12 protein-coding genes and 1 pseudogene are annotated in these 12,458 nt (G+C 73.9%); 5 read left to right on the forward strand and 8 right to left on the reverse strand.

Features of this window, described 5'->3' with window-relative positions:
- Positions 1 to 19: 19 nt before the first annotated feature.
- The 3 genes from I003_RS0124435 to I003_RS0124445 form a co-directional block, all read right to left on the reverse strand.
- The gene (locus tag I003_RS0124435) at positions 20 to 1,129 is read right to left on the reverse strand and encodes an SPFH domain-containing protein (protein WP_027773922.1); all 1,110 of its coding nucleotides are present in this window, start codon (positions 1,127 to 1,129) and stop codon (positions 20 to 22) included.
- 30 nt (positions 1,130 to 1,159) lie between these two features.
- Complete coding sequence (locus tag I003_RS0124440; RefSeq protein WP_027773923.1) at positions 1,160 to 1,597, reverse strand: NfeD family protein; 438 nt, start codon at positions 1,595 to 1,597, stop codon at positions 1,160 to 1,162.
- Between the two features lie 71 nt (positions 1,598 to 1,668).
- Positions 1,669 to 2,691, reverse strand: a complete 1,023-nt coding sequence (locus I003_RS0124445; protein WP_051368437.1) for a bile acid:sodium symporter — start codon at positions 2,689 to 2,691, stop codon at positions 1,669 to 1,671.
- Positions 2,692 to 3,799: 1,108 nt separating this feature from the next.
- Here I003_RS0124445 and I003_RS0124450 point away from each other — a divergent pair.
- Positions 3,800 to 4,543 carry a Crp/Fnr family transcriptional regulator gene (locus I003_RS0124450; RefSeq protein ID WP_027773925.1) on the forward strand — a complete coding sequence of 248 codons (744 nt, stop codon included), beginning with the start codon at positions 3,800 to 3,802 and terminating at the stop codon, positions 4,541 to 4,543.
- A 97-nt stretch (positions 4,544 to 4,640) separates the two neighbouring features.
- Positions 4,641 to 5,105, forward strand: coding sequence for a hypothetical protein (locus tag I003_RS0124455; RefSeq protein WP_027773926.1), 465 nt, complete (start codon positions 4,641 to 4,643; stop codon positions 5,103 to 5,105).
- Positions 5,106 to 5,133: 28 nt separating this feature from the next.
- On the opposite strand, the gene I003_RS0124460 is transcribed toward I003_RS0124455, so the two are convergent.
- Genes I003_RS0124460 through I003_RS33065 form a run of 5 tightly spaced genes read right to left on the reverse strand, consistent with a single transcriptional unit; the run spans position 5,134 to position 9,856 of the window.
- Positions 5,134 to 6,045, reverse strand: a complete 912-nt coding sequence (locus I003_RS0124460; RefSeq protein WP_486584364.1) for a UbiA family prenyltransferase — start codon at positions 6,043 to 6,045, stop codon at positions 5,134 to 5,136.
- The gene (locus tag I003_RS33060) at positions 6,042 to 7,340 is read right to left on the reverse strand and encodes an FAD-dependent monooxygenase (RefSeq protein ID WP_051368439.1); all 1,299 of its coding nucleotides are present in this window, start codon (positions 7,338 to 7,340) and stop codon (positions 6,042 to 6,044) included. Before I003_RS33060 ends, I003_RS0124460 begins: the two co-directional genes overlap by 4 nt.
- A complete protein-coding gene (locus I003_RS0124470; protein WP_027773928.1) occupies positions 7,337 to 7,918 on the reverse strand; it encodes a hypothetical protein in 582 nt (193 codons plus the stop codon). The genes I003_RS33060 and I003_RS0124470 overlap by 4 nt, the downstream gene beginning before the upstream one ends.
- 10 nt (positions 7,919 to 7,928) lie before the next feature.
- On the reverse strand, positions 7,929 to 8,687 hold the full coding sequence (locus tag I003_RS0124475; protein ID WP_051368441.1) for a class I SAM-dependent methyltransferase: 759 nt from the start codon (positions 8,685 to 8,687) through the stop codon (positions 7,929 to 7,931).
- Positions 8,688 to 8,722: 35 nt separating this feature from the next.
- Positions 8,723 to 9,856, reverse strand: a complete 1,134-nt coding sequence (locus I003_RS33065; protein ID WP_051368443.1) for a polyprenyl synthetase family protein — start codon at positions 9,854 to 9,856, stop codon at positions 8,723 to 8,725.
- 454 nt (positions 9,857 to 10,310) lie between these two features.
- Here I003_RS33065 and I003_RS0124485 point away from each other — a divergent pair, with 454 nt between their 5' ends.
- From I003_RS0124485 to I003_RS0124495, 3 genes and pseudogenes are all read left to right on the forward strand, one after another.
- Positions 10,311 to 10,772 (forward strand): hypothetical protein, encoded by a 462-nt coding sequence (locus I003_RS0124485; protein WP_027773930.1) that lies wholly within the window; start codon positions 10,311 to 10,313, stop codon positions 10,770 to 10,772.
- Between the two features lie 235 nt (positions 10,773 to 11,007).
- A pseudogene (locus tag I003_RS37040) lies at positions 11,008 to 11,681 on the forward strand (glycosyltransferase); the annotation flags it as partial.
- A 111-nt stretch (positions 11,682 to 11,792) separates the two neighbouring features.
- On the forward strand, positions 11,793 to 12,458 hold the full coding sequence (locus tag I003_RS0124495) for a ribonuclease H family protein (protein WP_027773932.1): 666 nt from the start codon (positions 11,793 to 11,795) through the stop codon (positions 12,456 to 12,458).

The following is a 12,458-nucleotide window of genomic DNA, read 5'->3' on the forward strand; positions in this document are numbered from 1 at the left end:
CGATCCGCGTCCCGCCCGCTCACTCCGCGGCCGGCTTCTTCCGGTTCGTCTTCGGCGGCTGCGTCGAACTCGCCGCCTCCGCCTCCGCCTTGGCCTCGCTCACCGCCGCGTCGGCCTCTTTCGCGGCCTCGACGGCCGCCGCCACCGCATCGAGCGGGGGCGCCGCGGCGGCCTCCAGCTCCGGAGTCCCGTTCCCGCCCCCGGCCGGCTTCTCCTCCGCCTCCGGCGCCGGCTGCGCGGCGGCCGGCGGCCCCGCCGCCGACTTGTCGCCGAAGGCGGTGGTGACCGTGCGCACCGCCTCGGTCAGCTCGCCGGGGATCACCCAGAACGTGTTGTTGTCGCTGTTCGCCAGGTGCGGCAGCGTCTCCAGGTACTTGTAGGCCAGGATCTTCGGGTCGGCGTTGTTGCGGTGGACGGCCTGGAAGACGCGCTCCACGGCCTGTGCCTCGCCGTCCGCGCGCAGGATCATGGCCTGCTGCGTGCCCTGGGCCTCCAGGATGTCGCTCTGCTTCGTGCCCTCCGCGGTGAGGATCTTGGCCTGCCGCTCACCCTCGGCGTGCAGGATGGCCGCACGCTTGTCGCGCTCGGCCCGCATCTGCTTCTCCATCGCCTCTTTGATGCTGTGCGGCGGGTCGATCGCCTTGATCTCCACGCGGTTGACCCGGATGCCCCACTTGCCGGTGGCGTCGTCGAGGACCGTACGGAGCCGGGCGTTGATCTCCTCGCGGGAGGTGAGCGTCTCCTCCAGGTCCATGCCGCCGATGACGTTCCGCAGCGTGGTGACGGTGAGCTGGTCGATCGCCTGGAGGTAGTCGGAGACCTCGTACGCCGCCGCCCGCGGGTCCGTGATCTGGTAGTAGAGCACGGTGTCGATGTTGACCACGAGGTTGTCCTCGGTGATCACCGGCCTGGGGTCGGAGGAGTAGACCTGCTCGCGCACGTCCAGCTTGGTGTTGATGCGGTCGGCGACCGGCACGACGAAGTTCAGGCCGGGCTGCAGCGTCCGGCGGTACCGGCCGAACCGCTCGATGTTGTAGCGGCGCGCCTGCGGGACGACCCGCACGCTGGAGCTCACCAGAAAGATGACGACGAGCGCCGCCACGAGAATCGGTATGACGACCGGGTCCACGCTGCCTCCTCGGCTCTGTGTTTCAGCGGTTCATGGAAGGAGTTCACGGGGATAGACGACTGCGGTGGCGCCCTCGATCTCCATCACCTCCACCAGCGCTCCGACCGGGATCACGGCGGTCTCGTCGAAGGCGCGGGCGGACCATTCCTCGCCGGAGAGCCTTATCAGGCCCCGGGTCGCGGTGACCTCCTGGACGACCTCGGCCCGCTTGCCGAGCAGCGCGTCGCTGCCGTCGCGGGTGAGGGGGGTCTGTGCCATGTGCTTCAGGGCCACGGGACGTATGAGGACGAGGCCCGCCGCCGTCGCCGCCCCGAGGGCCACGAACTGGCCGAGAGCGCCGACGCCCACCCCGGCCACCACGGCGGCCACCAGCGCGGCGCCCGCCACCAGTCCGAAGACCAGCGTCATGGTGAAGAACTCCGCGGCACCGAGTGCCGCGGCGGCGAGGAGCCAGACGATCCACGGCATCGCATCAGCCTCCCTTCGGGCGACTTACCCTCCAACCTACCTCCCCGCAATGCAGGACAGAACAGACGTGCTCAAGCGGTCCGGCGGGGGGCCGCGGGCAGCAGCCGGGGGACGAGGCGTACGTAGATCACCATCCCGGCGACCTCGACCAGGGTCTGGGCGACGACCACCACCGCGGCGGCGGCGAGCCGGTCCGGCAGCGCGAGGGCGAGGGGGAGGACGACGAGGCTGTTCCGGGTCGCGCCGGTGAAGACGATCGCGCGGCCGTCGGGGACGCCGAGGCGGAAGAGCCGGGCGACGCCGAGGCCGGCGAAGGCCATCACGGCGAGGAAGAGGACGTAGAACGGCACCACGCGGGCCACGTCGCCGACGCTGCCCTCGATCTTCGGCACCTGGGAGGCGACGACGGTCGCCAGGGTCGCGGCCATCAGCGGCACCATCGCGGTGCCCACGGCGTCGGCGGCCTTCCGCCCCGCGGGCCGGCGGGCGGCCCACGCCTGGGTGAGCCAGGCGAGGGCGAGCGGGACGGCGATCAGGAAGGCGAACGCCTCCACGAACGGCCCGGCCTCGACGATGCCGGCGAGGTCGGAGCCCAGGAAGAGGTACAGGTAGCCGGGCAGCAGGACCATCTGCGCGAGGAGCAGCAGGGGCGTCGCGGCCAGGAGCCGCCGGCTGCTGCCGCCGGCGAGACCGCTGAAGACGATCACGTAGTCGATGCAGGGGGTGAGCAGGACGAGCAGGACGCCCGTGCGGATGGCCTGCTCGTCGGGGAGGAAGGCGAACATCGCCGCGACGGCCAGCGGGACGACGGCGAAGTTGACGACGAGCGCGGCGGCGAGGAACCGCCCGGCGCGCAGGGACCGGAGCAGGTGCGCGGCGGGCACCTGGAGGAACGTCACGTAGAGCAAGGCGCCGAGCACGGGACTGATGGCATGCTCCAGCCCGGTCCCGGCCCCGGGCGCACCCCACCCGAGCAGCCCGCCGACGGCCAGGGCACCGAGATAGACGGCGACCTGATGCCGCTCCATGACGTCGACGGGACCGTCCGACAGCGCCACGGGGTGCTCCTTGCGGGTGATCTCTGCGCGATGCATCTCCGACGGTAACCGGCCTCCTGGCCGCCCCGGCTCCGGCATGCAGTGCCCGGGCCTTCGGGGCGGGCGGACTGACGTCCCCTCGGGGGAGCGTACGCGCGGGCATGTGTGGGCCATTGGCTCACGCTTAGTCGACAAGGCTCTTCTGGCATTGACTGTCAGTTTCCGGAAGGTAATTCAGGACCCTTCTCGGGGCATTCTCGGCCACGCGACTTTCGCCATGGCGACCCGGTTGTGGGGTGCGGGAAACGGGTGCCGCTCCTCGTGCGCTTGTGAACCTGCCGGGAGGCGTGGTTACTGTTTGCAACTGTGTATCGCAGGTGGTGATTCCGGCCGGCGGGACTCGCGCGACCTCTTCGTGGAAATAAATCGCAGCAAACTATCCCAGGGCGGGCAAGTATCGTGAGGAGTCCATCACGCTCGGTGCGCTTCCCGGTGTGTCGATCCGGGTGCCGAAACCCCTTCCGGTGGGGGAAGCGGAGGTGCTGCACTTGCACGTCGTGGTGTTAAATAGGCAGTCGGTCTGAGCCTTGGTGGGTCCAGACCTCTTCCCGGAGGCTCCAGGGTGGTTCCCTGGGGCCTCCGGTGCGTGGGGGGCCTTGCCCATAATCTCCGGCGGCGTTTACCCGCCCGATATACCGGTGCCGGGCACGGGGAATTTTCGAAACCTTGTCGGCTCAACAATACGCCGCCGATGTCCCGTCGCCGGTGGCACCCGGTGCAACCGGTCGCGGTGAAGAACTCAGTCCCCACCGGTGGGGATTCCCCGTGATGCCACAGAAACGATCCGGCGTCGCTGGGACCCGTCACCCCGAACGGGGTAATGTAAGTGCCTCGCTCGTCGCCGTGCCGCACCCGGACTCACCATTCGGACAGGCGCGGGGGGAGGTGCTGGACCCACCAACTTTACGTCCCCGAACTGAAGGAGGCTCGGACCCTTGAACCACGCCGTCCAGGACGGCGTCGCAGGGCAGGCCACCCGCGTCCCGCGGGTGCGCCGTCGTACTGCGCTGCCGCCTCGCCCCCCGCACCACCCTCCTGCCGCGGCCACCGCGGTGACCGACGATCACGCGGGAGCTCCCGCCCGACGGGGAGGCCAGGGGTAGAGATGGGTTCGCCTCCGTCGAAGGTCGACGGCTTCAACCCCTCCGGAGTACTCGCCGGGCGTCAGCCCATGCCCCCGGGCAGTTTTCTGTACCACCTGCCCCGCGCCATCTGGCCGTTGCTGATACAGGCGTGGGGGCCGGACGCCCGTACCTTCGAGTCCGGCACCCGGCTTCCACTCGGCGAGGACGACCGCACCTGCTTCATCATCCTGGGCGGCTGCGTCATCCAGGAGCGCTACCCGATGGGGCAGGGGGAGGACGTGATCGCCCGGTTCCGCAGCGTCGGGGAGTTCCTGGGCGAGGCCAAGCTCATCGAGCCCCGGTCCCAGGTGAAGACGGTCTGCGTCAGCACCACCTGGGTGATGCCCTGCACCGCGCAGCGGATGAACGTCCTGCTCAAGCAGCACCCACCCATGCAACTCGCGCTCCTGCGCAGCCTGGAGGACCGCAACCGCATCGACGAGCGGCTCTACGGCATGACCCGCCGGACGCCCCTCGCCCGCGTGATCACGCTCCTGGTGCACCTGGCCCACACCGCCGGCGCCCGGGATCCGGCCGATCCCGACCGGATCATGCTCAAAGGGCTGCGGCAGCGCGATATCTCCCGCGCCCTTCTGCTCGGCATCTCGACGGTCGAAAACGCGCTGCGCCACCTGCGGACCCATCACGGGGCCGTCGACAGCGGGTACCGGGAGCTGGTCGTGACCGACCTGGGCATCCTCCGGCGCCTCGCCCTCAGCACGTAGCTCCCGCGGCCCCGCCGCCCGCCACCCCCTCCCGCTCGCCCGCGGTTCCGGCCTCACGGGGGCCGGTTCCGCGTGCGCCGACGAACGGATCGGTTCGATGAATCTCAGCACCACGACGGCGATCTGCAGCAGCGCGTGCCTGGTCATCCTCGGCGTCGTCACCGTGCTCCACAACCGCAAGGTCTTCGACTGGATCAGGAGGACGCGCCGCACGGACGACGCCGCGAAGGACTTGCACGACGTCGACGACTATCTCAAGAGCATCCACGAACTGCTGTGCACGTTCGCCCAGAAGCCCAGCACGGCCGCCGACTTCGACCCCCTGCGCACCCTGCGGAACGTGATGGAGGACTACGCCGCTCAGTCCGGGGCGCTGCGCACGGAACTGCGGGACGTCGTCGTCCGCTGCGACGCCTACCTCGGCACGGGACTCAGGCCGCCCGTGGCCGGCTCCAGGACAGAGCTGATGGAGGCCGCGATGCAGCAGGAGCATGCCCGCACCAGGCTCTGCGCGGCCGTGAGCGACGCCCAGCAGCGGGTCCGTACCCTCCGCCGGCTGTGACCCGGCCGATGACGGGCGAGGGCCGGTTTCAGAGGATCAGGGCGCCTGTGACGAAGGCTGCCAGGACCCCCACCGGGTGGAACGACGCGCGGTTGAAGACCGCGAGGGCCGTCGGGCCGTCGGGGTGGCGCAGGAGGCGGACGGCGGGGAGGACGACGGTGGGGAGGGCGGTGAGAGCCGTGAGGGTCAGGCCCACCGCGCCGTACGACGGCCACGCCGCCGCGGCCAGCGCGCAGGCCGCCGCCGCGGAGAGCAGAAGCAGGGCCGCCGCGAGGCGGGCGGCGGCCCGCGGACCGTGGACGATCGGGACGGTCCTGATGCCGAGCGGGGTGTCCTCGTCGACGTCGGCGAGGTCGTTGGGGATGTTCCGCCCGCCGATCTCCCACGCCGCCATCCACACCGCCAGCAGCCCCAGGCGCAGCGGGTCGACGGTGTCGGAGAAGGCGAACCAGCCCGCGCAGGCGCCGATCGCGACCATCACCCCGCTGAGCAGGAACTTGTACGCCGTGACCGTCGCCAGCTTGCAGTACGCCGCCTCCAGCAGGGCCGCGCACACGAACAGCACCCCGCACACCCAGCTCAGCGCCACCGCCACCGCCAGCGCGGCCCCGCCCAGCAGCAGCACCCACGCCAGCCCCGCCGCGAAGCGCAGCCTGCCCTGCGCCAGCGGGTGCCGGCCGCCCGCGCTGTCGATGTCCGGGGCCGCGCGGGTGTGGGCCAGCGCCGCGCTGCGCCGGTCGAGCCGGGCGTCGAACAGGTCGTTCGCCGCGAAGACCGCGAAGAACGCCGCGGCGGTGGCGAGCACGGCGACCGCCAGGCGGCCCGGCGCGGGGTGGTCGGTGGCCATGAGCGCGCCGACCAGGGGCTGCGCGATGCTCAGCAGCGCCTGGTTGCCGCGCGAGAAGCCGTACAACGCCCGCGCCTGGACCGCAAGACTCATGGAGTGGACTCCCGGGGTTCGACGGTGTGGTGGGTGGGGAGGCCGGGGCCCGCGCCGACGTACCAGTGCGCGAACGCCGCGCCCGCGGCACCCGGTTCGGCCAGCTCCCGCAGGCGCTCCAGCCGCAGCGCCAGCTCCGCGCGGCGGTCGGCGGGGTGCTGCCCCTGCGGGTGCAGCAAGTTCAGGAACCCGGCCGCGAGGTCCCGGGTCCGCAGCACCTCGGGGAGCCTGCGGGCCGTGTAGCCCGCCAGGTGCGCCTCGTCGCCGTCGCGGTAGCGGCGGATCAGCGCGTCGGCCAGGTCGGCGGCGTCCGCGACGGCGAGGTTCATGCCCTTCGCCCCCGAGGGCGTCAGCACGTGCGCCGCGTCCCCGGCGAGGAAGAGCCGTCCGTGCTGGAACCGCTGCCGTACGCTGCTGCGCATCCGCAGCACACCCGTCTCCACGATGCGCCCGATCTTCGGCACCGCGGAGCCGGCGCCCACCAGCCGGGTGCGCAGCCGCTCGTGGACGCGGGCCGCGGTCCAGCGGGCGGTGGCGTCGCCGGCGGGGATCTCCAGATAGAGCCGGGCGATCCGGGACGTACGCGGCATGACGCCCGCGAAGCCGTCCTCGTGCACGGCGTACACCACACCGGGCACCCCGCGGTCGACCTCCGCGAGGAGGGTGAGCCAGTCGTACGGGTAGCGCTCGTCCAGCTCGCCCTCGGGCACGGTCCCGGGCGGGCCGGACGGCGCGCCCCCCGGCCCGCCCCCGCGCGCGGTCTCCGGCGGGAGCGCCTGCGGGGTGACGCCGTGCGGGCCGTCGCAGCCGACGACGTAGTCGCACTCGATGTCGAGCCCGGCGCACTCCACGTGCGCGGGCCCGTCGCCGCCGGCGTGCACGCGGGTCGCCGGGAGGGAGAACTCCGGGATGTGGCCCGCCGCGAGCAGGTCGGCGATGAGGTCGCGGACGAGGAGCTGCTGCGGGTACACCCAGTGCCGTACGCCCCCGGACTGCGCGGCGTAGTCGAAGCGCAGCAGCCGGCCGGAGCAGAGGAAGTCGCACCAGCCGTGCCGCGTGCCCTCGGCGAGCAGCCGGCCGGCGAGGCCGTGCGCGCGCAGGTACTCGACGATCCGGTGCTCCACCAGGCCCGCCCGCGCCCGGCGTTCGACCTCGGCGCGCGAGCGGCGCTCCACGACGGTGACCTCGATGCCGGCTCGTAAGAGGACGTTCGCCAGCACCAGACCGGCTGGTCCCGCACCCACCACGGCGACCTGCGTACGCACCCGTCGCCGTGCCCGTGTCGCGCCGCTCATGCCGTCTCCCGCAGACCGGCCGGTACGTGCGCGGGGTTGAAGACCTCGTGGATGGCGACCAGCACGTCGTCCCCGGCCCACAGCCGGTAGGTCCGGAACGCCGCCGTCTCCCGCGGGTCGGGCGGCCACGGGGTGACTCCGGCGCGCACGACGGCGCGCTCCAGCCGGGAGCCCGCCGCCCGCAGCGCGGGGCCCAGCGGCGCCGAGGCGTCGGTGAGGCAGCGCCGCAGGGCGGGGTCGCCGCCCGGTCCCGCGAGTGTCTGGTTCCACGACCACAGCCGGTCCTCGGCGTCGGTGAGCGTCGAGTGCCGTACGAGCATGTCGCCTTCGGTTCCGAGCAGGGCCGCCGCGCCGCGCGGGGCGCGCTCGGGGCCGACGAACCGCAGTGTGACGTCGCCGACGTGCAGCGGTGTGCCCGCCCACGACTCCAGCAGGGTGGTCGTCAGGCCGTCGCTGCCGAGCAGCATCCGCGTCAGAGGGCTGCGGAAGCGGCCGATGGCCGAGCGGGCGGTGTCGGTGCCGTGCGCGTCGAAGCTGTCGTCGTGTGGTGCGGGAAGGAACCGGGTCCTCGTGGACATCCGTTGCGGCTCACTTTCGGGTACGGAGACGGGTCGGGACAGCAACCGCCGGGGCACTCGCCGACCGGCGTGCGGTGACGACGAGATACCCCGGCAGTGCGAACCGAGTGTGTACCCTCAGTGGCGCTCCGCACACCCCGGCCAGAGTCCGGACGGCCGCGGCGCTGTACACCTTGCGCAGGCTGATCAGCCCGTCGTGCGCCTGGGCCGGCCCGCCGGTCAGGAACATCAGCGGTACCGAGGCCAGATACAGCGGATGCCGCCACCCGTCCACGAGCAGCAGCGTCCGCGCCACCCGCGTCCCTTCGCGCAGCAGCGCCGCGACCCCCTCGGGCGGCAGGTGGTGCAGCGACATCGCCATCACCGCCACGTCGTACGCGCCCGCCGGGGCGTCGATCGCCGTCGCGTCGACCACCGCGCACCGGGCCCGCGGATGCCGGCCCAGCGGCCCGGCGCGCAGCTCCGCGACGACCCGCGGGCTGACGTCGCTGGCGGTGACGCGGGCGGCGGGGTGGGCGCGGAGGATGCGGTACGCCAGGCGCCCGTAGCCGGCGCCGAGTTCGAGGACCCTGGGGTGACGGGCGGGGCCGAACTCCGCGGCGGTGAGGCGGGCGCAGGTGCGGTAGCCCAGGGTGAGGCGCTGGAACCGGTCGAGCCCGCGCAGGACGCGGCGGGCGGCGGCGGGGGTGTCGGGCCGGTCGATGTACTCGTCCCTGCCGGTCTCGTAGAGCCGGTCCCAGCGGGCGGCGGCGGGGCCGCCGCGGGGCATGGGGAGGGGAGAAGAGGGCCCGGGGGACGGGGTGTTCACGGCCGGTCACCGCCGGGGCCCTCGGCGTACGCCTTGCCGTACGCGGTGCCGTACGCGGTGCCCGCGACCTCGTCGGCGAGCCAGGCCAGCCGGTCGCGGTCCGGGCCCGCGGGGACGGGCGCGAGCGCCCGGTGGCAGCGCTCGACGTACGCGCGCGCCATGCTCTGGGCCGCCCGCAGCGCGCCGGTGTCGCGGGCGAGCCGCGCCAGTTGCCGCTGGCGGGCGCGCTCGTCCGTCGTGCCGTCGACGAGTGCGGCGAGCGCGGCCCGTTCGGCGCGCCCGCCGAGGCGGTGGATGAGGAGGACGGGCAGCGCCGGGCGGCGGTTGCGGAGGTCGCTGCTGACGGGCTTCCCGGCGCGCCGGTCGCCGGCGCCGTCGTCCTCGTCGCCGTCGCCGTCGCCGTCGGAGGCGTACGGCAGCAGGTCGTCCCGGATCTGGAACGCGATCCCCATCGCCTCCCCGTACGCGGCGAGCACCCCCGCCCGTTCGGGACCGGCCCCGCCGAGCAGCGCACCCACCTGGCACGCGGCCCGGAACAGCGACGCGCTCTTCAGCCGGACCATCTCCACGTACGCGGCGATGCCCCCGTCCGCGGTCGCGGTCACCTCGCGCAGGCTGCCGCTGAGCGCGACCTCGTGCGCGACGCCGCGCGCGGTCTGCTGCCCGGCGGCGCCGAGGGCCTCGACGGCGTCGGCGACGCAGCCCGCGGGCACGCCGGTGCGCCGGCAGGCGCCGAGCTGCTCGAAGAGGGCGAAGAACAGCGAGTCGGCCGCCAGCACGCCGTGGGCGAGGCCGAACTCGCGGTGCGCCGCGACCTTTCCGCGGCGCAGCTCGTCGCCGTCGATGATGTCGTCGTGGACGAGAGTCGCGACGTGGGCGAGTTCGATGCCGACGGCCGCGGGCATCACCGCGTCGTACGAGCCGCCGACGGCACCGGCGGCGGCGAGCAGGGTGATCGGCCGCAGCAGCTTGCCGGGCGGGCTGAGCGCCCACCGCTGCGCGGTGGCCAGCAGGTCGGGGTCGTCGGCACCGGAACCGCCGCGGTCCAGCCAGGCGGCGATGCCGGTGTCGACGGCGTGCCGCAACTCGGCCAGCGGAAAGCACGCCGGGCCGGCGTCGGTGCGCTGCATGAGGACAAGCCGCCTTCCCGGGGGCAGGGTGCATGGCGCCCACCTCGGTGGTAACGACGGCGCGAAAGCAGGGGCACTGAGGATCACCCCACCGGGGGGCTCACCGCCCGGCACGGGGGGCGCGGCGGTGGGCAGTGCGCCCGCACGGCCTGCGGCCCGGCGCACGGGCGGCCCTCTGCTCCGGCGGTACGGCGGCCGGTCCGGGGCCCGGGTGCGGGGGCGGCGTGCGGTACCGTACGACCGCCTCGCCGCCGATGTCCCGATGGGGGGAGTACGGGGGTCCGTGACCCGCTTGCCGGACTCCTGCTAACCCACCGGTAACAACCATGGCGCAAAGGCGATGCCCATGACAACGAAGTCGCGTCGCCTGTCTTGCTCTCACCGGAAGGAGCTGCCTCAATTCCTAGGTGTCCGGGGTGATCCACCCCGACCCCCCACAAGGAAGAGGCACCTCATGAAGAACGCACGCACCGCCTTTGGCGTCGGTGCCGCGGTCGCCGGCGCGATGTTACTGGCCGCCCCGAGCGCGATCGCGGTGGAGCCGCAGACCGCCACCCTCGGATTCGACTGCGGCACCTGGGGCTCCGGCGAGGCGACGCTCGAAGCCACGCAGGACGGCACCGCCGCGACCCTCACCATCACCACCGACGCCATCACCGCCCCGATCCCCATCGCGGAGAACTCCGCGTCCTCCACCCTCACCCTCACCAGGAACGGCACCGACACGGTGGAGTTCTCCGGCAGCTCCAACCCGGCCATCCCGATCGGCGCCCCGGCCGACACCGGCCCGCTGTCCGGCACGGTCGCCTCCGGCGACTCGCTGGAGGCCACGTCCCTGACGGTCTCGGTCCTCGGCATCACGGCCGAGTGCAACGCCACGACCCCGCAGGACCCGGGCCCGTTCGTCTTCGAGTGACAGATCCGCGGTACGCATGACCGGCGGCCGGGCACCGCGCCCGGCCGCCGGGCGCCGCCGGGTCGGCGTGCCGCCGCGGGTGCCGGGCCGTGCCGGGCGCCGGGACACCGCCTGGACGAGCCCCACCGAGATGCCCGCCTCCCGCGTCACCGCGGCGACGGTCACCACGTCGAGGCCGGCGGGGGCCACCAGATGCCGGACGGCCGTGGGGATCTCGCCCCCGGCGGGGACGGAGGCGGACTGGCCGGTGCTGCACGGCTTCAGTACCGCGCTGGTGCCGCGCCCCGCCCACTGGCGTCCCGGCCTGAAGGCCGTCGGCACCTGGTGGCCCGCGTACGACCCGGCCGAAGCGCTGCCGCCGGAGCTGGCGGACTTCCTGCGGGCCGGACCCGCCCCCGTCCTCGTCGGATTCGGGAGCATGGCGGGCGAGGGGGAGCGGCTGGGCGAGATCGCGGTACGGGCGCTGCGCCGCGCGGGGCTGCGCGGCATCCTCCAGCGCGGCCAGCGCCGGGCTCACCGCCGTGGCCGGCCCCGGCGACGACGTGCTCACCGTCGGCGACGTACCCCACGCCCTGCTCTTCCCGCGCCTGGCCGCGGTGGTCCACCACGCATGTGCCGGTACGTCGGCCGCCGCGCTGCGCGCCGAAGTGCCCTCGGTCCCCGTCCCGGTCACCGCCGACCAGCCGTTCTGGGCGGCCCGCCTCGCCGCCCTGGGCGCCGCCACCGACCCGGTCCCGTTCCGGCACCTCACCGCCGAACGGCTGGCCGGGGCCCTGAGCCGGGCCGTGGGGGAGCCGGGGTACGCGCGGGCCGCGGCGACGGCGGCGGCGCATACGAAGACCGAGGACGGGTGCGGCCCGCGTGCTCGAAGCCATCCGGCGGGTGACCGGCGGGCCCGGCACGGGGTAGCGCGCGGGCGTTTCACGGTTCCCCGACCGCTCCGCGTCCTCCGGCCTCGCGCGGGAAGGGGGCCGCCGGGCGCCGGAGTCCCTGGAGCGCCGGGATGGAAGAATCGGCCGTATGGCTGACGTGATCATCGCCGCCTGCGACGGCGCCGCGAGTCCGAACCCGGGGCCGGCCGCGTGGGCGTGGGTGGTGGCCGGACCGGACGGCGCGGTCGCGCGCTGGGAGGCCGGGCCGCTGGGTAAGGCGACCAACAACATCGCCGAACTGACCGCGCTGCTGCGGCTGCTGGAGGCCACCGACCCGGCCGTGCCGCTGGAGGTGCGGATGGACTCCACGTACGCGATGCAGGCGGTCACCGACTGGCTGCCGGGCTGGCGGCGGCGCGGCTGGAAGACCGCCGGGGGCAAGCCGGTGGCCAACCAGGAGCTGGTACGCAGCATCGACGACCGCCTCACGGGCCGGGACGTCCGCCTGGTCCACGTCCGCGCGCACCAGGTCGACGGCGACCCCTACAACGCCGCCGCCGACGCGGCGGCCGCCCAGTCCGCCCGTACCCAGAACCCCGCGGGCACCGCCCACGGCTCTCCGCTGCCCACGGCGGAGGACGCCCCGGCGCGGGCGGCGAAGGCCGCCGCCCCGAAGCGCCGTTCCGCCAAGGCGGGCGGGACGCTGAAGGCCAAGTACCCGGGCCGCTGCCGGTGCGGCACGTCCTACGCGGCGGGCACGACGATCGCGAAGAACGGCACCGGCTGGGGCCACGTGGAGTGCGCCCAGGCGTGA

This window comes from Streptomyces sp. CNQ329 (assembly GCF_000482585.1).

Bases quoted from the DNA above. Each gene is read 5' to 3' on its own strand.
- I003_RS0124485 (WP_027773930.1), top strand. From the start codon at position 10,311: ATGAAGAACGCACGCACCGCCTTTGGCGTCGGTGCCGCGGTCGCCGGC.
- I003_RS0124450 (WP_027773925.1), top strand. From the start codon at position 3,800: ATGGGTTCGCCTCCGTCGAAGGTCGACGGCTTCAACCCCTCCGGAGTA.
- I003_RS0124470 (WP_027773928.1), bottom strand. From the start codon at position 7,918: ATGTCCACGAGGACCCGGTTCCTTCCCGCACCACACGACGACAGCTTC.
- I003_RS0124495 (WP_027773932.1), top strand. From the start codon at position 11,793: ATGGCTGACGTGATCATCGCCGCCTGCGACGGCGCCGCGAGTCCGAAC.
- I003_RS33060 (WP_051368439.1), bottom strand. From the start codon at position 7,340: ATGAGCGGCGCGACACGGGCACGGCGACGGGTGCGTACGCAGGTCGCC.
- I003_RS33065 (WP_051368443.1), bottom strand. From the start codon at position 9,856: ATGCAGCGCACCGACGCCGGCCCGGCGTGCTTTCCGCTGGCCGAGTTG.
- I003_RS0124445 (WP_051368437.1), bottom strand. From the start codon at position 2,691: ATGCATCGCGCAGAGATCACCCGCAAGGAGCACCCCGTGGCGCTGTCG.
- I003_RS0124460 (WP_486584364.1), bottom strand. From the start codon at position 6,045: ATGAGTCTTGCGGTCCAGGCGCGGGCGTTGTACGGCTTCTCGCGCGGC.
- I003_RS0124455 (WP_027773926.1), top strand. From the start codon at position 4,641: ATGAATCTCAGCACCACGACGGCGATCTGCAGCAGCGCGTGCCTGGTC.
- I003_RS0124475 (WP_051368441.1), bottom strand. From the start codon at position 8,687: ATGCCCCGCGGCGGCCCCGCCGCCGCCCGCTGGGACCGGCTCTACGAG.
- I003_RS0124440 (WP_027773923.1), bottom strand. From the start codon at position 1,597: ATGCCGTGGATCGTCTGGCTCCTCGCCGCCGCGGCACTCGGTGCCGCG.